The sequence below is a fragment of the Lysinibacillus sp. NPDC098008 genome, assembly GCF_044760715.1.
Taxonomy (GTDB): domain Bacteria; phylum Bacillota; class Bacilli; order Bacillales_A; family Planococcaceae; genus Lysinibacillus.
The window spans coordinates 68,935-92,133 of the sequence record NZ_JBIWBA010000016.1 but is presented as its reverse complement, the minus strand read 5'-3'; the positions used below and the strand labels follow the sequence as shown (position 1 = coordinate 92,133).

The window sequence follows — 23,199 nt, the reverse complement described above, 5'->3', positions numbered from 1 at the left end:
ATGTATGTATCGGGCAGCTTTTGCTTAAATATAGCCTTTATCTGTTAAAATCTGTGTAAGCTGTTGAGCACATTCTTCAATGGAATAGTGCTCTGTATCTAAAATAATTTCTGGATTTTCTGGTTCCTCATAGGGTGCACTAATCCCTGTAAAGTTAGGAATTTCTGCATTTCTCGCTTTTTTATATAAACCCTTTGGATCTCTTTGCTCACAAGTTTCCACGGAACATTTTACATACACCTCAATAAATTCACCATCCGCTACAAGCTCACGTACCACTTGACGATCCTCACGATAGGGCGAAATAAACGCTGTTAAAACGATTTGACCGCTCTCCACAAACAGCTTTGCAACTTCTCCGATACGGCGGATATTTTCCTTGCGCCCTACCTCATCAAAGCCTAAATCTTTATTTAAGCCATGGCGCACATTATCTCCATCTAATACAAAGGCCTGATTGCCGCTTTCAAATAATTGACGAGCAAATGCATTGGCTACAGATGATTTACCTGATGCCGACAAGCCCGTAAACCATAAAATAAAGCTTTGATGCTTATTTTTTGAACGGCGCTCTTCTTTTGTAACGGAGGCTTCATGCCAGACAATATTTGAACTCATTTCACTACCTCCTTACGCATGCCTTTAATTAATACATCTACTACTTCCTTACGGCTAAATGTACTTGGTGGCACTTCACCATTACGCAGCATTTCACGCACCTTTGTTCCTGATAAAATTACATGTGCAGTGCTATCATGTGGACATGTTTTTGTAGTAGCCATACCTTCACATAGCTTGCAGTAGAAGCTATGCTCAAATTTCAATGGCACAATGCCTAACTCATCCTCTGTAAATTGCTCAAAGATTTTTTGTGCATCATATGTGCCATAGTAATCACCAACACCTGCATGGTCACGACCGACAATAAAATGCGTACAGCCATAATTTTTTCGAACAAGCGCATGGAAAATGGCTTCCTTTGGTCCTGCATAGCGCATAGCGGCTGGAAATACCCCTAATTGTACACGGCTTTCAGGGTAATAGTTTTGCAGTAGCACCTCGTAACTCTCCATACGAATAGCCGCAGAAACATCATCTGATTTTGTTTCCCCAACAAGCGGATTTAAAAATAAACCATCGATTGTTTCAAGTGCTGCCTTTTGAATATATTCATGTGCACGATGCACAGGGTTACGTGTTTGGAAGCCTACAATTGTTTTCCAGCCCTTGTCTGCAAACAATTGACGTGTTTCAACTGGATCAAATGAATAGGCAGGAAACTGCTGTGCAATACGCTTTACTAATGTAATTTTTCCGCCAACATAAATTGCAGGACGATCATATAATTTTTGAACACCTGGATGTGCTAAATCCTCTGTGCCATAGACAAGTAATGCCTCTTTTCTCTTATTTGGCTCATAAATATCTGTAACTTGAATCACACCATAAACTTCATGGTTATAAACTAATTTCGCCTCATCACCTAGTTGTAGTGTTGCTGCCTTCTCCTTTGTTACAGGCAATGTAATCGGAATGCTCCAAACAACACCCGATGCTAAACGACTTTGTTCCACCACTGATTCATAGTCCTTTTGTGTTAAAAAGCCTTCAATTGGACTATAGCCACCTATTGCAATTAATTCCAAGTCACTTAATGAAATTGCATCTAGCTCAATTTCCTTATATATAGCTGTTAAATCTTTCTTAGGGTCAAATGCTTGCACAAGTAATCCGCCATGTGGTTGTAAACTCATCTTAAAATCCTCCTAATTCTAGTTAAATACTATGTTTTAATAAAATTAAATACCTTCTCCTGCATCATAAATCGATTGCTCTTCTTCACGCATAATACGCATTAAACTAATTACACCGAGTGTTCCTACAATAATGCTACCAATCAAAATAATGGCATAGAGGTCTTTCTCTAAAAATAACTGTACTAAAAAATAAGAAATCGCTAATGAAAAAATCGGTGAAACAATCCAAATTCGAAATATCTTTTTCACAATATTTTTGTTGAAAATTTGTGCTCCATTTTTCGCCATCCCCATTCCAATAATAGATGAGGATGTTACTTGTGTAAGTGGTACTGGAAGCCCAAATATTGAACTAATACCTACAAGCAGTGCACCTGTACTTGAAATTAAAATACCTTCAGCCTTCTGAAAACGCACAATTTTTTTACCATTTGTTTCAAGCACTCGCTTACCAAGCAATATTGCACCTATTGCAACAAATGCCCCACCAAGCACAATGCCTGTTGTAACATCCATCATCCCTGCACCAACAAGTGGTCCAACTGCATTGGCAACATTGTTCATCCCTGCTGAAAATGCTTCGAAAAATCCAGCTAATATTAGAAGAATGGTTAAAATTGGACGATCCTTTAATAATCCTTTGCCCTGTAATTTGTATAATAACCGACCAAATACAAGTGCAATTACAAATGCTACAATCGGAACAATTACCCAAAATGACATAATGACAAGTAAGGATTTTACAAATAACACTTTATAAGCAATTCCTACACCAACAACAGCGCCTACTGTTACTTCACTTGTTGATAATGGGATACCTAAAAGATTGGCGAAAAATAGCGAGCTTGTGGCAGAGATTAAAATAATAATAACAACCTTAACAGTAATATACTCTGTAGGCATAATACCTGAGCTAATTGTTTTCACAACTTCTCCTCCGCCTAATACAGCGCCGCTATAGACACCAATTGCGCATAATAGTAAGGCTTGCCAAGCTTTTTTAATAGCACCTGCGCCATAAGCAACCCCCATTGAAGCGGCTGCTCCACTTGCACCTATATTCATCGCAAAAAATAAGCTAATCGCTATTGCAAAATATTCAAGCATGGCATAACTCCTTTACTCATGTAATCCGCATTCTGTTTTACCAGAACCTTGCCATCTGCCTGAACGTAAATCCTCCATCGTAAAGGCTGGCTTTGTACAATGCTCACAGCCGATACTTGGATAGCCTTGATCGTGCAATGGATTGTATGGCAAATCATGCTTGGAAACATAACGCCAAACATCCTTCCAAGTCCAATGAATCAGCGGACATACTTTAATTGACTGAAATTTATCATCACGATTAAGGAAATTTGTTTTTTGGCGTGTTGGCGATTGTTCACGGCGTAAGCCTGATATCCATGCCTTTGTACCTGATAGCGCTTCATATAAAGGCTTAATTTTACGAATATCACAGCATTGATTTGGATTGGATTTCCATAGTTCATCACCATATTGAGCCGCCTGCTGTTCTAGTGTAAGTGCTGGCTTCTTCATCACAATATTTAATTGCGGATATTTTTCTTTCACACGCTGAATTGTTTCATATGTTTCTTTAAAATGAACATCTGTATCTAGAAAGACAATCGTTGCATCTGGCTTTACTTTTGAAATAAGGTCAATTAAAACAATGCCCTCAATGCCAAAGCTACATGCATAAACGATTTCATCCCCATATTCCTGATAGCTCCACCGTAAAACCTCTAGTGCAGCCTTATATGTTTCATCAATCTGAAAATCAATGGTTGGCTCCTGCCAAGTTGCATGTGTTAACATCAAATCCTCCTCATAGCGAAAAAGGCGTTCTAACATAAGACACCGCAAAACAGGTCTTTGTTAAAACGCCTCTAGTTTAACTAGTCAGCCTATTATTTGTGATTGTTCACTATTTCATGTCGCAATCACTTTTCTTATTTACAATATATAACACAGCATACCTAGTAGTCAACTAGGTTTTTTATATTTTTTGAATTTTAAAGCTTTTTTCGCTCAATTTTCTTAGTCACTCAAAATAACTATATTTTAACATTTTTCGAATAAGCATTTTTTCAAATTCCTTGTTGACTAATAAGAAATGTATGTTTAATGTATTACTAAGCGATAACGCAAACAAAAAAATGCTGATCAGAGGATCTGAAGGCCATCTATCTATGATGTTAATTCATTGTAGAAGATGGCTTTTTTGTATTCTTGAATTCAGAAAAAGGAGAGAATCAATATGAAAAAAACACATCTTTTCCGATCATTAGCACTTCTATCTGTATTCACATTAGCTTTAACAGGCTGTGGCAGTGCTTCAAATGAAACTGCAGATGCCCCAAAAACAACAAAATCTGTGGAACTATTAAATGTATCCTATGACCCTACACGTGAGCTTTACGATGAATTCAATCAAGATTTTATTAAAAAATGGAAGGATGAAACAGGTCAAGAGGTCACGATTAAGCAATCACATGGTGGCTCTGGCAAACAAGGGCGAGCAGTGATTGACGGGCTTGAAGCAGATGTTGTCACACTTGCACTAGCCTATGATATCGATGAAATTGCACAGGCTCGTGAGCTGTTAAATGAAGATTGGCAAGCAGAATTTGACCATAATTCTACCCCATACACATCAACCATTGTCTTTTTAGTACGCAAGGGCAACCCAAAAAATATTCAAGACTGGGATGATTTAACAAAGGACGATGTATCAGTCATCACACCTAATCCTAAAACATCTGGCGGGGCTCGTTGGAATTACTTAGCTGCTTGGGCTTATGCTGGGGAATTATACAATAATGACGAAGCTAAAATAAAAGAGTTTATGAATGCACTTTATAGCAATGTAGAGGTACTAGATTCTGGTGCTCGTGGTGCTACAACAACATTCGTAGAACGACAAATTGGGGATGTTCTAATTGCTTGGGAAAATGAGGCTTATCTATCGCTTCATGAGTTGGGTAAGGATGAATTTGAAATTATTACCCCTTCATTAAGTATTTTAGCAGAGCCACCTGTTGCCATTGTTGATAAAATCGTGGATAAAAAGGATACGCGTGAAGTTGCTGAGGCTTACTTACAGCATTTATATAGTGATACTGGTCAAGAAATTGCTGCAAAAAACTATTATCGACCACGTAACGAGGAGATTTTAGCTAAGTATCAGAAGCAATTCCCTCAGCTTGAGCTTGTTACCATTGATGATTTTGGCGGCTGGTCAAAAGCACAGACAACTCACTTTAAGGATGGCGGTACTTTTGATGAAATCTATGTACCACAATAAGGAGCGTTGTCATGAATAATGTAAGCTTACCGAAAAAATCACGTAGAATTATTCCCGGCTTTCATCTGTCACTTGGCTATACAATGCTCTATGTTAGTTTGCTTGTGTTGTTACCATTGTCAATGATCTTTATTCATACGATGTCCCTAAGTTGGACTGAATTTATTACGATCATTACAGACCCTCGTGCTGTTGCCTCGTATAAAATCAGCTTTGGTACAGCACTAGTCGCTGGTATTATCAATGCTATTTTCGGCACAATTATTGCTTGGGTTCTTGTACGCTATCCATTTCCATTTAAGCGAATGATTGATGGACTGGTAGACTTACCCTTTGCCTTACCTACTGCTGTAACTGGGATTGCTTTGACTTCACTCTATGCACCAAACGGTTGGATTGGTCAATTTTTCGAGTTTAAAATTGCCTTTTCGCCTCTTGGCATTATTATCGCCTTAACATTTATTGGGCTACCATTTGTTGTTCGAACAGTACAGCCAGTCTTACAAAATATTAGCGCCGAGGTCGAGGAGGCTTCTGCAAGCCTTGGTGCAAATCGTTTACAAACCTTTCGTAAAATCATTTTGCCAGAGCTGACACCTGCTATTTTAACAGGCTTTTCTTTGGCCTTTGCCCGTGCATTAGGTGAATACGGCTCCGTTGTATTCATTGCTGGAAATATGCCGATGAAAACGGAAATTACGCCTTTAATTATTATGACAAAGCTCGAACAATATGATTATGCTGGTGCTACTGCCATTGCAGTCGTTATGCTTGTCACATCCTTTGTGTTACTATTCATGATCAATTTCATACAATGGCTAACGAATCGCCGTTTTATACATTAGGAGGTTATATATGGAATATTCAATAGCTCTATCAAAGCCTGCTGCCTTACAAGAGCCTCGCATTATTCGGTATTTATTAACGTTTATTGCTTTAGCGTTTTTAGCCTTTTTTATCGTGCTGCCTTTAGTATCTATTTTTATTACAGCATTTCAAAAAGGAGCAGAGGTATATTTTGCAGCGATTACACATCCAGATGCCTTAGCTGCTATTAAACTAACGTTAATAGTTGTTGCTATTGCTGTACCATTAAATGCTATTTTCGGTGTAATGGCTGCTTGGGTGCTTACAAAATTTAATTTTAAAGGAAAAAATCTATTGCTTACTATTGTTGATTTACCCTTTGCCGTTTCCCCTGTTATTGCTGGCTTAGTATTTATTTTATTGTTTGGCTCTCAGGGGCTATTTGGTGATTGGCTGTTCGCACATAATATTAAAATTGTTTTTGCACTGCCTGGTATTGTGCTTGCTACTATTTTTGTTACATTGCCCTTTGTAGCACGTGAGCTAATACCTTTGATGCAGGCACAGGGAACGTCTGAGGAGGAGGCATCCATTTCTCTTGGTGCTAGTGGCTTTAAAACATTTTGGTATGTCACATTACCGAATATTAAATGGGGTTTATTTTATGGGCTAATCTTATGTAATGCACGTGCCATTGGAGAATTTGGTGCTGTTTCTGTTGTGTCAGGTCATATACGTGGCATGACCAATACAATGCCGCTTCATATTGAAATTTTATATAATGAATATCAATTTTCAGCCGCCTTTGCTGTCGCCTCACTAATGAGTGTGATGGCAATCTTAACATTAGTTATAAAAGACATCATTGCATGGAAATCAAAATCCGTTTAAAAGGGGATGGTTCATATGAGTATCCACATTCACAACATATCGAAAAAATATGGCTCTTTTCAAGCATTAGAGGATATTTCAGTTAATATTCAATCTGGAGAGCTAGTAGCTTTACTTGGCCCCTCTGGCTCAGGAAAAACTTCATTATTACGTGTCATTGCAGGTCTTGAATCCTCTGATGTGGGCGACATTTTATTTGATGGGCAGTCCATGACAGATCGGCATCCAAAGGAACGCAATGTAGGCTTTGTCTTTCAACATTATGCACTTTTTCGCCATATGACTGTTTTTGATAATGTCGCTTATGGGCTAAAGGTGCGTCCTCGAAAAACGAGACCCTCTAAACAAGACATAAAAGACAAAGTAATGGAGCTGCTGCGGCTTGTTAAACTTGAAAATTTCGCGGATCGCTACCCTACACAGCTATCAGGTGGACAACGACAACGTGTAGCGCTTGCCAGAGCTCTCGCTGTAGAGCCTAAGGTGCTTTTACTGGATGAGCCCTTTGGAGCGCTGGATGCCAAAGTACGAAAGGAATTACGTCGTTGGCTACGCAAGCTGCATGATGAGTTTCATATTACAAGTATCTTTGTCACGCATGATCAGGAGGAAGCTTTAGATGTAGCAGATCGCATTGTTGTGATGAACAATGGCAAAATCGAGCAAATTGGAAGCCCTGATGAGGTCTATACAAATCCAAAAAGCCCATTTGTCTATGATTTTTTAGGCAATGTCAATCTCTTTAAGGGGCGCTTAGCGAATGGCAAGCTATTGCATGGTGCAGTTGCCCTTGATGTCCCTGATAGCCATACACATACGGAAGACAACGCCATAGGGTATGTACGTCCTCACGATATTCATATTGAGAAAACCAATATGCCGGGTACAGTCCCTGTCAAAGTCAGTCATATTCATTTACTAGGGCCGATCGTACAAATTGAGCTACGACGCGAAGACCTTGACGAATTTTTAGAGGCAGAATTATCAAAAGAACAATTTTTTCAGCTTCAGCTGACAATTGGCGATCAAGTTTATGTCAAACCAAAGCATTTAAAGGTGTTTATTCCTGAGGATTACTCTATTTAATAAAGCTGCATAAATCCCAAGCTCTAAAAATCTTAGGGTTTATGCAGTTTCTTCTCTATTAAAATAGTCGCACTTTTTTAGCTACATACATCGCCATACTAACTGTTATTAACAATAAAAATGTAAACTTCTTCGTCATCTCTGGGTCCTCTGGTAAAGGTGGAAGGAAAATAAAAATATGTGGCCATGGCAGACCCGATGTTCCTAATGTCACTACCTCAATCACAGTATAAATAAAAATAATCGCTAAGGTTAGCTCAACACTCCTCATCGTAAAAAGCAAGGCAAGTCCGCCAAACAAATAAAACAACAGTAGTACAGGTAAATGGGTTAAGGTAATGCTATCAAAGACAGCAGCACCTCCCTTTATTCCGATAATTAGCAATAGCACAATTAGCAACAAACTATAGAGAATACCATAACGAGCAATATCATAAAAAAACCATTTGCGATAATAGGGAAACAATGTATCCTCGGCTCCATGCACTAATAGCTCGCTATAGCGATACACTAAATGCCAGCAGCAAAATGGCAAAAAAATACCTTGCACAATAATAAAATGGTTATAGTAATCTTTCTCCATCGAGGCATAAAATAAAATCCCTAGTAAAGCTACTCCCCACATGAAAAATGGCACATAAAATGCCCCTTTCATGCTTTTTTTATCAAATGCAAACAATAGCCTACTATTTTCCATTATCAACACCTCGTACAACCGCTAAATAGCCTTCCATTAAACGAGGAATCACCCTTGGCTGACCTAAAGCTTCCGTTGAAAAGATACGCACCTTTAAATGTTGTTCCTCTTCATTAATTTGTGTAACATCCTGTGTCATTAAAAGCTCACTTAATCCCTCTGCCTGCACATCCATATGATAGACATAACCGTCCGCTCGTTGCTTTAGCTCCTCAGGTGTACCTTCAAAACGCAGCTGTCCTTGTGTCAGAATACCAATTTTAGTACAAAGAAACTCAATATCCTCCACAATATGGGAGGAGATAACAACCGTATGTTGCTTCCCTAGCTCTAATAATAAGTTACGAAAACGAATTCGTTCTTCAATATCAAGCCCTGCAGTCGGCTCATCAAACAGTAAAATAGATGGCTTTCTCATTAATAATTGGGCAATACCGACTCTTCTTCGCATTCCCCCAGATAGCTCATTCATTTTTTTATGTTGCTGTCCACTTAAATTTACAATCGCTAATGCCTCTTCTATTTGCTGCTGTCGCTCACTTTTTTTCACAATTCCCTGCAAAACAGCAATATGATCAAGCACCTCATAGACTGAAATTTCAGGATAAATCATAAAATCTTGCGGTAAATAACCGATCAAGGTATTAACAGTAATATAACTAGCATGACGATGGACATAGTGTTGATCATCAATTTTAATTGAACCAGCCGTCAACGTCTGCAATCCTGCTAATATTTTCATTAATGTTGTCTTACCTGCCCCATTTGGACCAATTAAACCATAAATCCCTTCTACTGTTAATGAAATATCATCTAATATATTGCGCTTTTTAATCGTTTTTGTTAAATTCTCAATTTCCATTCTCATGCTGAAGCACCCCCCGTACAAGTTGTTCAATTTGCTGCCAGTCATTTTGCACCTGCTCAATATTACTAAACCATGCACTTAATAGCCGATTTTGTAATGCTTCGTCTGCTTGCAACACCTGGCTATAAACAAAATCAGCCGATTGTTGATCTGTAGCTGAGAACTCGTGATAATAAAATGGGCTTGGGCGGAATAATTCAGATCCTGGTTGGTTAATTTTATGACGCGTTGCTAAAATTTGGCTTGTCAAATCCAGCCATTCCTCAGCTACTGCTGGATTGCTCAATTGCTGATTAATATGTGCAAATGCCAGCTTACTTGGCATTAAATAAGCTGTCCCATCAATAGAGTCAATAGCATAGAGAGAATCTGTTGGATATAACAGGAAATTATCATGCCATTGTACCGCTCCCCCACCTGATTGAAAAACAAGCAAATCTGGCAAAGCTCGGCTAGCAGATATTAGCTTTTGAAGGTCTTGATTAACCTGCTCCATACGTGTAATCATCACCTCAAATTGCTCTTTTGTTTCCGTCCAATCTAATGGATAAACTATTTGATAGTGCCCAATTGTTTGCTGTTGGAACGGTGCCTTGATTACTGCTAGGCCATCTACAACGCCCTCATAAATGGTTGGCTGAATTTGCGGAATATTTAAAAGCAACTCTTGCTTGCTATGCACCTGAAATTTCACTGCTGGCTCTTGAATTGGCTTCAGAATAGCTCGACCATAGCCTATAAAATCAATATACTGTATAAGCGGTTCCGCACTTCTTTTTGGATACCAGCCCACTGTAGCAGGTAATAGCCAACGATCTCGATGCACCTTAACAAAAAATTGACTCGTTAATGTATAGTCAAAAGTTAAAGCAGTTGTTGTTGGTTGAATTGTAACACTTACTGTATCTCCTTGACGTTGAAAAGACTGCTCCTTCCCATGCTCATCTACAATGCGCTGAATCGGAAAGGCATGATGGAGTTGAAAGGTCGGTGTCGTTGTTTGTACTTGCTCTAAGGCAACTGTTGTCGATAATTGATTGCCTGTATCGCTGATGTTAATTGTATAATTAGCGATATGATAACGTAAATCGGCTGGTGGTATAGTATAGTTTTTATAATAAAGACTTTCAGCTTCTTCATCTGCATAGTTAAAAACTCTTGATTCATTACGTGTCATCTGCTCAATACTTCCTATTGTTAGCCCACCTACTAGAAATATAGCAATTACAGTAGCTATACGTTGTTGACGGAACATGCTATAACGCAATAAGCTAATCAAAAGTAATAAGACCGACACCAATATCCAGCCAATTCCTTTCCACGCTGTCCCACCTGAATAACTATAGCCCATATATGATTGATAGACTTGGTAGAGACTCATTGTAGATAAATATGAAAAGCTACGCCAATCATCCGCCTGAATTTGTCGAAAATAGTTGATAAAAATTTCTGTATTTATCGGTCCTAGTAAAAACCAAATTATCAGTAAAATCACAAAACTTATCTTATGTTTGCCCACTACACTAGCAATCAACACACCAATCGCTAAACCAATCAAGGTTGGTAGCCAACAATAGAGCACAATAAATAGAGCTACTTCTAGATAAAAGTTTGACCACGGAACCGAAACAGCCCTATAAAAGCACCATACAAGCAGTGTTTGGACAATAAAAAATATACCTTGAATACTCATATGTACAACTGCCATTGCTACGATTTTCTGCCATAATATACGGTAGGCATCTGAGAAATAACGTTCCATGCCAAAAGCACGCTCTTCAGCAAATAAGCGATAAAAAAAGACCATATAAATCATAAAAAGCATTTGCCCTGGCACAAAAAGCTCCCCTAATACATTGCCATAGTCTGTTGAAGTGCCGTTATATAGTACAATATAACGAACAGAAAGCATCACTGTATAGACAAGTAAAGCCCCTACATAAAATTTACTAGTTATTAGACGTTTACTATAAAAAATGACTAAATTCATCCACCGACTCATCCGCTCCATCCTTTCCTCACATACTAGTAAAGATGCATCGCAATAAACTGCGATGCATCCTTTAGCTTACTTCACCGTAACTTTAGCGCTACCCGAAATTTGTGTTGTATTCGCCTGTGTATTTGCTTGTGCATAATACTGTTCTCCACTTGTTGTTGTAAAAGATGTGGATGTGGATGTTCCTGGATTTGCAATTAAGTTTGCCTTAATCGTATCTGGCCACCAATTTTTATATACTTTAGCATAGCCTTGTACGTAAAATGCCGGACCTGATGATGTCACTGTCAAAGTTCCAGATGTTCCAGTAGCTGTTACGTTACTTCCTGTTGCACTCGAACTACCTACAGGTATGTAAGCTGTAGATGTCCCTGCTGCATAGGCTGAGCCAGCAACGCCAAGCATAACAGCCAATGCACCACATTTAAGTATTTTATTCAGCTTACCTTTTTTCTTACAAATTAGCATATTTCTCACCTCCTTTCAATGGTGTTAATGTACCATTATCTAACAAAAATGTTTGTTGTACAGATTGTGAAATATCAGGTTCCATACGATTACCTGTAATAACAAAAGATAATTTATTTTCCCATTTTTTAAGAAAATCAAAAAACTGAGATCGTTCTTCAAAATCTAGTATTTTAAAGGGTTCGTCATATAAAATAATGGGAATTCTCATCGTCATAGCAATATGTGTATAAAAGACTAACTTTAAAAACTGATTTAATTGTTGAAAATACATTCGACCATCTAATTGGTAATCTAAGCATAATCCTGATACTACAAAGGATTTTTTAGTGAACAATCTATATATCGTGTGCAATTTAAAACCATTCCATTTTAAACTAAAGTCTTCAGGGACTAAAAAAAATGCTTGTCTTTTCCCTAATACTGAATGTCCCAATGTCAGATTTTCTTGTAAGTGAATTTCACCTTCCGTCAATTTTTTCTGATAAAAAAGCATGTGGAGTAAATCTGTTTTTCCTATATTATTTCTCCCAACAATGTAGGATGTTTTTGGTATTTCAATTGTGACATCATATAAAATTTTTTTATAAGAAACATTTTGAAATATAAGCATGTTGTCTTTCTCCTTATTTATATGATTTAAGAAAATAGTGAACTTGTTCTAGCGCTCTTTCTATAGCTTCTTTAGTATCTACCCCTTGCTGTAAAAAATAATGGTAGGCAATAGATTGTAGCGATGCTTCTGTGATTCCTTCAAATAACCCCACATCGTTTATATTTTGAAATGGTGTGATCATCATATAAAGGGTATCTCCATTGATCCAAAAATCATCAATTGAGTTAGGAATATCCACTTCAAATTTAGGAACAACAACTACTTTTTTCACCTGCGAAAAGTGTTGATTCTCTAGCTGCATTCTATGGAATTGCTCTACTTGATTTAAATAGTTGCTAATTGCACTATCAGTAGCACTCCACATAATAGGCATATATACTGTATAACGCCCAACTATTTTTGTACTATATTTTCCAATAATCAATGTAGGACAGGCTGTTGATTCTATTGGTTGTAATTTAGCTAATGATGATGCCACTGTAATACTATTTTTTTCACATGTACCGTTGAAACGATTCAACGTAGGTTGCTGATTTTCATTTAACAAATAGTCGATAGGTGCTATCACTGTAGGATACCAATTAAAGTGATATGGCAAATAAATATTGCCGTCTTGAATAGGTGTTAAACCATCACCATACTTAGCTATATATTCAAATGTTATCTTATCTTGTGCTCTATCTTTTAAAACAATTAGATTACCGTGTCGTTCAAAATCGATTTCTTGATTATTAGCTGTTACTCGTTTTAAATTGAATAGCTTATTTAAAAAAAATCGAGTCTGATCAGTAGTTGATAAAAGTAACGTAGTATTAAATGCAATACTTTGATCTGGCAACTGAGATACTTCAATTTTTTCTATATTTATTTGTTGGTCATCACCTTCACTATACAACGGTGTTTTTTGCCCTAATAACTCCGTATTAAGATGAATGTACTGCTCGAAGTAAAGCTTCTGCTTTGTTGCTTGAGGAATATTTGCATATAAATATTCCACTCCTATACTCATTGCAACTACACCCAAAAGCATTATTGCTAGAAGTATTTTTGGCTGCTTTATACTCACATATACAAACCATAAAATAATAACGACTACTATACATAGTCCTTTAAACACTAATGATTCATCTGCCTGAAGTGATCCTGAGAATACAGGATAATAAGGTAGACTATTCATAATAAACAAATCATAATAGGGTCTTTTCCATTCAATTAACATACTAACTGACAAAGGAACACAAAACATTAATCCGAAGAATATTCCAAGCATTCTATGCTTTCGATAGGATATATCCGCACTAAAAATACCAAGCAATAACCCTATTAAAAACGGCATATAGTAATAATTACCATATTCTTTAATAAGATTAATCATTATTTCAACAGAAAAATCAAATAAATAGCTATAATAGCAAATAAAAAGAAATAGAAATATGCTATGTAAAGTCGTAAAGCCAATTACTATTTTCAAATACCATAGAATTAAGTTTTGGCGAAAATAATTAATGGATGTTGCGTGATAAAACATACTAGTCGAATCAACCTTCACATAAATTACCGATGCCATAACATAACCCCAATAGATGGAAGCAATAATTCCGGTTATTACCAAATATTTAGTATAAAGTAAAAATTCACCCGTATGTGGCACATATGGATTAGTAAATAGATAAATCATCGGAGCGTATAACAAGGTGATTCCTATCAATGATTTTTTGCTCAGTAGATTATTTCTAAACACGAAAAAATCACCTCTATTCTATTTTTAAGCCTCAATAAAAAATATACAATTTTTTATTTAATTTCCTAAATCATAACAAAATATAACATAAAAAAACATCCGTATATCCCGCCATTTTTTTGCAGGATATACCTATTCAATGAGATTCAATATGAATGATAATATTTTACTATCATTTATTTTTATAGTATTAATAATAGGTAAAACTTTGATTATTAGGGAGGTTTTTGAAAATAAATAAAATATTACGGAAAATCACTTAATTATTTAAAGAAAAAAGGATGTCCTTACAGGAGAGCAGGGATACGACTAGAATTAAAGGTATTTCAATTCGTCATCTAGAGGCAACAAGGGAGGAGCGTAAACAATTACCACTTTTCCTTCATGACGATGTTTTACAGTAACAATTATTAGTTGTACATAAAATACAGACTACATTTCAGCAGACATTAGTAGGTACGGTTATAACTCTTCGTGTTATATGACATGATTTGCCTCCATCATAGTGAAGGATTTTTTTAGCATCCAATCTATATGGCAAAAATATTTAATAACATGTCATTGATGTGCGAGTAACAAAGAGCTCGTCAATAATAGTAAAACATGCAGAAGCAACATAAATTTATACTGCTATTAATGATTGTAGCTGATAATGGACAAGGCTTTTATATTTTGAACATCAGATACTATTTGTACAGCAACACTTTAAATTATTCACTATTTCAGGAAAGGGTAGAGCAATTAGGAGGATAATTTACGATTGCATCTCAGCTAAGTGAGCAGACAACTATTACAATCACATTGCTATTAGAATGGAGTGAACAATATGACTATTAAGATATTATTAATAGATGACCATTTATTACTATTGGAAGGCTTGAAAGCAGTACTAGAAAACGAACCAAGTATTCATGTAGTTGGCACTATTGCTGATCCATCACAACTTTTAGAGGAACTGTTACAATTGCAGCCTGATGTGATACTAATGGATATTCGTATCAAATCTCATAATGGGCTAACCTTAACAAAATCTATCACACAACAATTTCCTCATATAAAAGTTATTATCCTATCAGGCTATGATGATGATGCCTATGTTCAAGCTGCTCAAAATGCTGGAGCTAAAGCCTTTATGACAAAGGAACAATCCAATGAAGAGCTAATTGACACAGTGAAAAAAATTTATGCGGGAGATACTGTATTTCCATCCTTTAAAAAAACACGACTTACACCAAAAGAGCTAGAAATTTTGCAGCTTATTGTAGCAGAAAAAACAAGCGAAGTGATTAGTAAAGAGCTTGCTATTAGTAAACGGACTGTAGAACATCATATTTCCTCTATTCTACGAAAACTGAGTGTTCAATCACGAGTAGGTGCTGTTGTAAAGGCACTGGAACAAGGCTTAATTCGCAACACAAAAGGGCTGTAAGGAAAAGCATCCTCTTCCTTACAGCCTCTGTTTATATAGCTACAATTCTATACATTATGAACATAGCTTTCAGTATTTTCATTTGACACAGAGTGGAATTCTCGTCCATCATAGACAGCCGTTACATAACCAGCGCGAACCACAAAATCTCCAAAATGCTCGCCCTCTAAACGATCCTTTGCAAAATGTAAAAGAATTGGGCGCAGCTCTGCTAAAATTTCCTCTTCGCCAATATTTTCACGATAAATTTTATTTAAGCGATTGCCTGTAAAACTAGCACCTAGATACATATTGTATTTACCTGGTCCTTTACCAATAAAGCCGATCTCACCCATTGCTGCACGCGAACAGCCATTTGGACAACCAGACATACGAATAACAATCTCGGTTTCATTTAAGCCTGCCTCATCAATAATAGCATCGATTTTTGTAATAAGAGAAGGTAAATAACGTTCTGCCTCAGCCATAGCTAAGCCACATGTTGGTAAAGATACGCAGGCAATTGAATTGCGACGTAATGCTGAATAGTGTGCTCCATCTGTTAGCTTGTATTGCTCGATAAGCGTATTAATTTTTCTCTTCTTCTGTGGCGTTACATTGCTAATCATTAAATTTTGATTTGGTGTTAAGCGGAAATCACCTGTATGCACCTTAGCAATTTCACGTAAGCCTGTTAATAGCTCATAATCTTCAAAGTCCTTGATACGGCCATTTTGAATAAATAATGTGTAATGCCAATTACCATCAGTGCCTTTAATCCAGCCAAACTCATCACCTGTACGCTCAAATGTATATGGGCGAGCCTCTCCGATTTCCCAGCCTAGGCGACGTGTTAGCTCCTCTTTAAACCAATCAAGCCCTCTTGCATCGATTGTATATTTAAAACGAGCATTTTTACGGACAGAACGATTACCATAATCACGCTGGATTGTAATAATTTTTTCCGCTGTTTCCAGCAGCTTATCTGGTGTAATAAAGCCAATAACACGTGCAAGCTGTGGGTAGGTAGCATTATCACCATGTGTCATACCCATTCCTCCACCAACAGCTACATTAAAGCCAACAAGCTGATTATTCTCCACAATCGCAATGAGCCCAATATCTTGTGAAAAAACATCCACATCATTGCTTGGAGGAATCGCAATACCAATTTTAAATTTACGCGGTAAATATTGTGCACCATAAATTGGCTCAATCTCTTCATCCTGACTGTCTACTACCTTTTCGCCATCCAGCCATAATTCATGATAGGCACGTGTACGAGGCAATAAATGCTCACTTAGTTTTGCGGACCAATTGTAAACCTCCTCATGCAATGCTGATTGATTAGGATTCACATTACACATTACATTACGGTTTACATCTCCACAGGCAGCAAGAGAATCTAATAGCACTTCATTAATTTCCTGCATATATTTTTTTACATTCCATTTTAAAATACCATGTACTTGGAATGCTTGACGTGTCGTTAGCTTTAAGGAACCATTACCATATTTTCTTGCCATTTCATCCATCACAAGCCATTGCGCTGGTGTTGCTGCGCCCCCAGGTGTGCGGACACGTACCATAAATTGATAAGCAGGTTCCAGTTTTTGACGCTGACGCTCATTACGAACATCACGATCATCCTGTAAGTAGCTACCGTGGAATTTCATCAGGCGGTTATCATCCTCTGGAATGCCAGAGCTTAATGGGTCATTCATTGTACGTTCAAGTGTTCCGCGAAGATAATTACTCTCAGTCTTAATACGCTCTACATCACTTGGTTTCCCAGGCTGTGGCGGTAAAACTATTTTTTCTGTCATGCTCAATCGCTCCTCTAATTAAAACTTAATAAACATCACGTTGATAACGTTTTTGCTGCTTTAATTCGTTCACAAAAGCTTTTGCTTCCTCAGGGGTTTTCTGACCCTGCTGTTCAATAATACGGTGAATGGTTGCATCTACATCAGCTGCCATTGTTTTTTCATCACCACATACATAAATAACAGCGCCCTGCTCAAGCCATTCATAAAAGCTTGCTGCATTTTCTTCCAATTTATGTTGTACATATACTTTTTTATCTGTATCGCGTGAAAAGGCTACATGCATCTGACTTAACGTACCTGCGGCAAGCCAGCGCTGCCAGTCTGTTTGATAAAGGAAATCTGTAACAAAATGCTGGTCGCCAAAAATAAGCCAAGCGTTACCCTCAATGCCTAACTCCTCTCGTTCCTCTAAAAAGGCTCGATATGGCGCAATACCTGTGCCTGCACCAATCATAATAATTGGTGTATCCTGATTTTCTGGCAATCTAAAGTTTGGATTTTTATGAACATAAATTGGCAATGTATCTCCAATTTGAAGGCGCTCCGCTACACTGCCAGAGCAAACGCCCAAACGTTGTCGTCCAGCTGTTTCATAGCTTACTTTGCCAATTGTTAAATGTACTTCATCAGGATTTGCCTTTTGACTACTCGCAATGGAATAAAGTCTAGCAGGGATTTTACGCAATATTTCAATAAATTGCTGTGCACTCCATGTAAATGGCGCAAAATCCTCTACTACATCAAGTAAATCTCTTCCCTTTGCATAGTCCTTCCATGCATTTGACTCTGCAAGAAGCCTCGAAAATTCAGGATGTTCTGTATAAACGCTAATTTTTTCAAGCAATGGCTTTGATAGTACTGTAATCTCAAGCCTTTTTTGTAATGCATCCTTCAATGACAATGTTTCATCAGCAACCGTTACCTCTGCTGCTGGATCAAGATGCAATGCGGTTAATAATGCATCGACTAGCTTTTCATCATTCTCTGGCTGAATACCAATACTGTCACCAGGCTCAAATTGGAAATTAGCACCTTCAATTGATAATTCAAGATGGCGTGTTTCTTTATTAGAGCCACGACCATTTAGATTAATATTTTCAAGCACTTCAGCGTAAAACGGGTTTTTCTTAGAATATGTAGTAGCTGCTGGTGCTTGTGTTAGCTCATTTTGTACTACAGTTGCTGCTACCTCCGCAGGCTGTTGTAAAAACTTCTCTTGCACAGCCGAGAACCATTGTGCTGCATCATCATCATAATCCACATCACAGTCGATACGAGGAGCTATCCTTGTTGCTCCTAGTTTGGCAAATTGCTCATCAAAGTCCTTACCTGTTTTACAGAAAAATTCATAGGAGCTATCGCCTAATGCAAGCACCGAATAATGTAAATGATCTAGCTTTGGTGCTCGTTTACTATGCAAAAATTCATAAAATTGGATTGCTTGATCTGGCGGATCGCCCTCACCATGTGTACTAACAATCAGTAAAAGATTTGTTATCTTTTTTAAATTAGCCGCTTTAAATTTCCCCAATGATGCAACAGTCACATCAACATTTTGAGCTTTTAGTGTAGATGCATATTTTTCAGCTAGCCCTTGACTATTCCCTGTTTGAGAGCCATATAAAATCGTGATTGTTTGCGTAATTGGTTGTGCTGCTGGCGGTGCACTTTCAACAAGGGCATCAAGTGTTGCTTGTGGTGCGCTCAAATAGCCGTTAAGCCAAATTTTTTGTTCAACCGTTAGTTTTGGCAGAAGCTCATTCAATAGCTTTATCTGCTCTTCATTAAATGGACTGTTTATTACTTGCAGTTTCAATCTTTGCCACCTCACAAAATAATAGTTATTGATGATTATCGAAGTCTTATTTTTTCCTTTTTTTCAATTTGAACCACATAGGAATTTTGTACAATCAATGTAATAGACCCGTGGTTCACAGTATTCAACATTTGGCGGACATTTTCTAATGCTAGATTTACATTTTCAGTCTTTTTATCTACCATTACGAAACACCTTCCTCTTTAAAATGTAATAGTTCATCAATACGCTCCACTAACACCTTTTTTACATTGTCGTCATAGCCTAAGCTTTCACATAAAATAATATTCTTGCCTTCAACCCCCTGTAATCGCTTTGTAATGCTTTGCCGTAAAATACCTGTAAATAATAAATAAGGCACAATAAAAACTTGCTGCTGCTTATACTGTTCTTGTTGTAGCCATTCCTCAAAAGTTGGTCCCATTCCATATAAAAAGCATGTGTCTACAGCCTTATAGTGATATTTCGTGCGTAATCTTGTCGCAATATTAGCTAAATCTCGTTTCACCGCAGGGTCACTGCTGCCACGTCCTATCAATAAGACACGAGCATGTGGGTTAGGTTGCTGCTGTTCTAGAATTCTTGCTTGCAATGTATCAATTAGTAATTCATGAACACCAAGTGGTGCACCATATGTAAACTTTACATATGGATATTGCTTTTGAGCCTTGGCAATCTCATGTGGAATATCATGCTTAGCATGCTGAGCAGCTAACAATAAAATCGGCATCACGGCAATGGTTGTCGCACCTTTATAAATACAATTGGCAATTCCCTCCGCAATGGTTGGTGTTGCAAGCTCTAAAAAGCAGATTTCCTGAATGGGCACGTACACTTCCTGCTGTACACCCTGAAGAAATGTCACAGCTTGCTCTACTCCTGCCTTTACGCGACTGCCATGTGCAATATATAAAATGGCTTGCATCATTTCACATCCTTATTCAGAAATTTCGGCTAGCTGTGAATGACTATCCTCAAACCATTGAATAGTTTCTCTTAATGTCACAACCTTCCCGACCAATATAATGCTTGGATTTTGAATATTTTCTGTACGTACAATATCTTCTATTGTTGCTAGAGTACCTGTCACAGTTTTTTGTTGAGCAGAAAATGTGCCCCAATGAATAAGCGCAACAGGTGTTTCTGGATCACGTCCATATTTTAGTAGCTGTTGACGGACATATGGCAGATTACCAACCCCCATATAAATGGCAATCGTATCAATTCCTTTTGCAAGACTTTCCCAGCGAATTGCATCTTCCTTATCATCCTGCATATGACCTGTCACCATCGCAAAGCTTGAGCCTAAATCACGGTGTGTCACTGGAATACCCGCATAAGCTGGTGCAGCAATGCCTGATGTAATACCGGGTATAATTTCGAATGGAATATGATACTGCGCTAACACTTCAGCTTCCTCTGCACCTCTTCCAAAAACAAATGGGTCCCCCCCTTTTAATCTTGTAACAATTAACCCTTGCTGTGCGTAATTAACAAGTGTTTGGTTAATATGCTCCTGAATCATGGCATGTTGTTGAGGCAACTTACCACAAAAAATGAGCTTAGCGTCTTTTTTAGCGTAGGATAACAGCTCTTTATTAATCAGCCTGTCATATAAAATAACATCTGCACATTCAATACAGCGCAATCCTTTAACTGTAATAAGATCAATATCGCCAGGACCAGCTCCTACAATATAAACTTTTCCCATTCCACTTCACTCCTTATGTAAAGAAAAAAGGCCAATATTATCCATAGGCATACTAATGCCTAAAAACAATAAAAGCCTCTAGTTTGCTAGTCAGCTACATTATTTAATTCTTAGTAATATAATAAGAATAATATATAATCTAGGATATTCTGTCAACATAAATTTTGATACTTCATAAAATACTGATTTTTAGGCATAAAAAAACCAATTGCCGATTTGCAAATCGACAACTGGTTATGATTGTTATATTCTCACCAAGGTCTACGATATCGTGGACCCGGTCGAAAATATGGGCCTCGTGGATACGGCTGATAGCTTGGATAGTTTGGGTAATACGGATAATTTGGATATTGATTAAATTGTGAGCCAAGTAAGCTGCCTAAAAATCCACCAAAAAACGGTGCGCCAAATGGCCAAATAAAACCGCCAAAGCCTCCTCCAGGATAACCTCCAAAATTACGCATATGCTACCTCCTCTTTTTACTCTATCGTATGAAGAAGGATACATCTCTCATATGTGCAATGCCTAACCTACTGGGGTTAGCACGTATATCATAAAAAAAATCAGCGATAGCAAAGACACGCTGATTTTTTATTGTTGATTATTCCTCGCCTAAGCGTTGCACAAAATTAGCAAGTGTACGTACCATTACACCTGTACCGCCTTTAGGACCTAAATCATGTGCAGTCGTGGCATCAGATGTACCAGCAATATCTAAATGAATCCATGGTGTATCACCAACAAACTCACCAACAAAGCCTCCACCAAAAATCATATGACCATCACGTCCAGGAGAATTGTTTAAATCAGCCACATCTGATTTACGAATACGTTTTTTATCGTTTTCTGTTAAAGGCATACGCCATACAAACTCATCTGTTTCTTGTGCGGCTTCCATAAATGCGGCAAAAAATGCATCGTCGTTTGATAATGCACCTGTTTTGTCCATGCCTAGTGCAGTAATAACGCCTCCAGTTAAAGTAGCAACATCAATTAGTGCTGTAGCCCCCTGCTGTTTCGCATATGTAGTCGCATCTGCCAGCACTAAGCGCCCTTCTGCATCCGTGTTTAAGACTTCTACTGTTTTCCCGCTATAGGTTGTAATCACATCATCTGGTTTAAATGCTGTATCAGATACCATATTATCTGTAGAGCCAATCACAGCGACAACATTTTTAGCTGGACGTAACTCACCAATAATTTTCATTGCTCCCAGTACAGCAGCAGCACCGCCCATATCGCCTTTCATACCAACCATTCCATCTTTAGGTTTTAATGAATAGCCACCTGTATCATATGTTACACCTTTACCTACAAGCCCAATTGGCTCTGCAAAATCATCTGTTGCTTTGTACTTTAAGGTAATTAAACGGGGTTCTTCATAGGAGCCTTGGTTTACACTTAAAATACCACCCATACCAAGCTCCTCTAATTGGGCTTTATCTAAAATCTCTACTTCAAAATTATAGTTAACCGCAAGCGACTCTGCATAATTAGCTAAATCAGTCGCTGTTAATAAATTTGGTGGTAAATTAATTAAGCTACGTGCCTCATTCACCGCATCCGCATAAATCGCACCAACTTCAAAGCTCGCTACTACTTCATCTAAATCATCAGCTGCTGTAACAAAATGAACCGCCTCAATACGTTTATCCACCTCATTGGAAGTCGTTTTATAATGAGGAATTGAATAGTAGCCAAGCCCTGTGCCTTCACCCGCTAAAAAGGCTACATCTGCTACAGTAATGGATTCTGTTGTAAATGATTCAAGCCAAACCGAATACTCTTTCACCTTTAAAGCTCTTAGCTCTTTCCCTACTAAGCCAAATGCTGCTCGAAGATCGCCCTCTGTTAAGTTTTTACGCTCATCTAACCCAACAAACAAAAGACGTTTCAAATTGGCATGCTCTTTGACAAATGGTAATTTCGTTAGCTTTTTTAATGCAGTCGATATATCCCCTGCATTAATCCATGTATCAAGGGATTCACCGAAAAAGGATGAAAAGCTGGCCCAATCTTGCATTTGTTCACGATGTTTTGGGACTCCCACTATTAATAGCTCAGTAGAAATCGTTTCAAATGTTTTTGCTTCTTTTACAATATGCATGTAAACTCCTCCATTCCATATACTATTATAGCGAAGTTTCTGAAATGCGCGTAATATTTGCCTATAGCTTCTTTTAGAAAATAATGA

General features: G+C 37.6%; 22 protein-coding genes. 5 read left to right on the top strand and 17 right to left on the bottom strand.

Annotated features, from left to right (window positions below; genetic code table 11):
* Positions 1-24: 24 nt before the first annotated feature.
* From cysC to ACIQVU_RS13975, 4 genes are read right to left on the bottom strand one after another with little or no spacing between them, the layout of a single operon-like run.
* On the bottom strand, positions 25-618 hold the full coding sequence (gene cysC, locus ACIQVU_RS13990; RefSeq protein ID WP_340807146.1) for an adenylyl-sulfate kinase: 594 nt from the start codon (positions 616-618) through the stop codon (positions 25-27).
* Positions 615-1,754, bottom strand: coding sequence for a sulfate adenylyltransferase (gene sat / locus ACIQVU_RS13985; RefSeq protein ID WP_340807147.1), 1,140 nt, complete (start codon positions 1,752-1,754; stop codon positions 615-617). The genes cysC and sat overlap by 4 nt, the downstream gene beginning before the upstream one ends.
* Positions 1,755-1,799: 45 nt before the next feature.
* Positions 1,800-2,864, bottom strand: coding sequence for a sulfate permease (locus tag ACIQVU_RS13980; protein ID WP_340807148.1), 1,065 nt, complete (start codon positions 2,862-2,864; stop codon positions 1,800-1,802).
* A gap of 12 nt (positions 2,865-2,876) precedes the next feature.
* Entirely contained in the window at positions 2,877-3,578 is a 702-nt protein-coding gene (locus ACIQVU_RS13975) for a phosphoadenylyl-sulfate reductase (RefSeq protein WP_340807150.1), read from the bottom strand.
* A 442-nt stretch (positions 3,579-4,020) separates the two neighbouring features.
* Here ACIQVU_RS13975 and ACIQVU_RS13970 point away from each other — a divergent pair, with 442 nt between their 5' ends.
* Genes ACIQVU_RS13970 through ACIQVU_RS13955 form a run of 4 tightly spaced genes read left to right on the top strand, consistent with a single transcriptional unit; the run spans position 4,021 to position 7,851 of the window.
* Positions 4,021-5,067: a sulfate ABC transporter substrate-binding protein gene (locus ACIQVU_RS13970; RefSeq protein WP_340807152.1), complete on the top strand. Its 1,047-nt coding sequence runs from the start codon at positions 4,021-4,023 to the stop codon at positions 5,065-5,067.
* An 11-nt stretch (positions 5,068-5,078) separates the two neighbouring features.
* The gene (gene cysT / locus ACIQVU_RS13965; RefSeq protein ID WP_402896045.1) at positions 5,079-5,912 is read left to right on the top strand and encodes a sulfate ABC transporter permease subunit CysT; all 834 of its coding nucleotides are present in this window, start codon (positions 5,079-5,081) and stop codon (positions 5,910-5,912) included.
* A gap of 10 nt (positions 5,913-5,922) precedes the next feature.
* Entirely contained in the window at positions 5,923-6,765 is an 843-nt protein-coding gene (gene cysW, locus ACIQVU_RS13960) for a sulfate ABC transporter permease subunit CysW (RefSeq protein ID WP_340807154.1), read from the top strand.
* Positions 6,766-6,780: 15 nt separating this feature from the next.
* Complete coding sequence (locus tag ACIQVU_RS13955) at positions 6,781-7,851, top strand: sulfate/molybdate ABC transporter ATP-binding protein (RefSeq protein WP_340807155.1); 1,071 nt, start codon at positions 6,781-6,783, stop codon at positions 7,849-7,851.
* A 58-nt stretch (positions 7,852-7,909) separates the two neighbouring features.
* Here the strand turns inward: ACIQVU_RS13955 and ACIQVU_RS13950 are convergent, their stop codons facing one another.
* The 6 genes from ACIQVU_RS13950 to ACIQVU_RS13925 form a co-directional block, all read right to left on the bottom strand.
* Entirely contained in the window at positions 7,910-8,548 is a 639-nt protein-coding gene (locus ACIQVU_RS13950; protein ID WP_402896042.1) for a hypothetical protein, read from the bottom strand.
* Positions 8,538-9,416, bottom strand: a complete 879-nt coding sequence (locus ACIQVU_RS13945; RefSeq protein ID WP_402896040.1) for an ATP-binding cassette domain-containing protein — start codon at positions 9,414-9,416, stop codon at positions 8,538-8,540. Before ACIQVU_RS13945 ends, ACIQVU_RS13950 begins: the two co-directional genes overlap by 11 nt.
* Complete coding sequence (locus ACIQVU_RS13940; RefSeq protein ID WP_340807159.1) at positions 9,400-11,418, bottom strand: ABC transporter permease; 2,019 nt, start codon at positions 11,416-11,418, stop codon at positions 9,400-9,402. The genes ACIQVU_RS13945 and ACIQVU_RS13940 overlap by 17 nt, the downstream gene beginning before the upstream one ends.
* A 66-nt stretch (positions 11,419-11,484) precedes the next feature.
* Entirely contained in the window at positions 11,485-11,883 is a 399-nt protein-coding gene (locus tag ACIQVU_RS13935; RefSeq protein ID WP_402896038.1) for a hypothetical protein, read from the bottom strand.
* Positions 11,870-12,496, bottom strand: a complete 627-nt coding sequence (locus tag ACIQVU_RS13930; RefSeq protein ID WP_340807161.1) for an ATP-binding cassette domain-containing protein — start codon at positions 12,494-12,496, stop codon at positions 11,870-11,872. Before ACIQVU_RS13930 ends, ACIQVU_RS13935 begins: the two co-directional genes overlap by 14 nt.
* Positions 12,497-12,509: 13 nt before the next feature.
* Complete coding sequence (locus ACIQVU_RS13925; protein WP_340807163.1) at positions 12,510-14,240, bottom strand: hypothetical protein; 1,731 nt, start codon at positions 14,238-14,240, stop codon at positions 12,510-12,512.
* An 826-nt stretch (positions 14,241-15,066) separates the two neighbouring features.
* Here ACIQVU_RS13925 and ACIQVU_RS13920 point away from each other — a divergent pair.
* Positions 15,067-15,669, top strand: a complete 603-nt coding sequence (locus ACIQVU_RS13920) for a response regulator (RefSeq protein ID WP_340807166.1) — start codon at positions 15,067-15,069, stop codon at positions 15,667-15,669.
* A gap of 47 nt (positions 15,670-15,716) precedes the next feature.
* Here the strand turns inward: ACIQVU_RS13920 and cysI are convergent, their stop codons facing one another.
* From cysI to ACIQVU_RS13885, 7 genes are all read right to left on the bottom strand, one after another.
* Entirely contained in the window at positions 15,717-17,474 is a 1,758-nt protein-coding gene (gene cysI / locus ACIQVU_RS13915; RefSeq protein WP_340807167.1) for an assimilatory sulfite reductase (NADPH) hemoprotein subunit, read from the bottom strand.
* Positions 17,475-17,499: 25 nt separating this feature from the next.
* Positions 17,500-19,293: an assimilatory sulfite reductase (NADPH) flavoprotein subunit gene (locus tag ACIQVU_RS13910; protein WP_402896034.1), complete on the bottom strand. Its 1,794-nt coding sequence runs from the start codon at positions 19,291-19,293 to the stop codon at positions 17,500-17,502.
* Positions 19,294-19,328: 35 nt separating this feature from the next.
* Positions 19,329-19,478: a YezD family protein gene (locus tag ACIQVU_RS13905; protein WP_340807169.1), complete on the bottom strand. Its 150-nt coding sequence runs from the start codon at positions 19,476-19,478 to the stop codon at positions 19,329-19,331.
* Positions 19,478-20,218: a sirohydrochlorin chelatase gene (locus tag ACIQVU_RS13900; protein WP_402896032.1), complete on the bottom strand. Its 741-nt coding sequence runs from the start codon at positions 20,216-20,218 to the stop codon at positions 19,478-19,480. Before ACIQVU_RS13900 ends, ACIQVU_RS13905 begins: the two co-directional genes overlap by 1 nt.
* Positions 20,219-20,230: 12 nt before the next feature.
* Positions 20,231-21,004: a uroporphyrinogen-III C-methyltransferase gene (cobA, locus tag ACIQVU_RS13895; protein WP_340807172.1), complete on the bottom strand. Its 774-nt coding sequence runs from the start codon at positions 21,002-21,004 to the stop codon at positions 20,231-20,233.
* Positions 21,005-21,255: 251 nt separating this feature from the next.
* Positions 21,256-21,468, bottom strand: a complete 213-nt coding sequence (locus ACIQVU_RS13890; RefSeq protein WP_340807174.1) for a uroporphyrin-III methyltransferase — start codon at positions 21,466-21,468, stop codon at positions 21,256-21,258.
* Positions 21,469-21,606: 138 nt separating this feature from the next.
* On the bottom strand, positions 21,607-23,112 hold the full coding sequence (locus ACIQVU_RS13885; protein ID WP_340807175.1) for a leucyl aminopeptidase: 1,506 nt from the start codon (positions 23,110-23,112) through the stop codon (positions 21,607-21,609).
* Positions 23,113-23,199 lie beyond the last annotated feature (87 nt).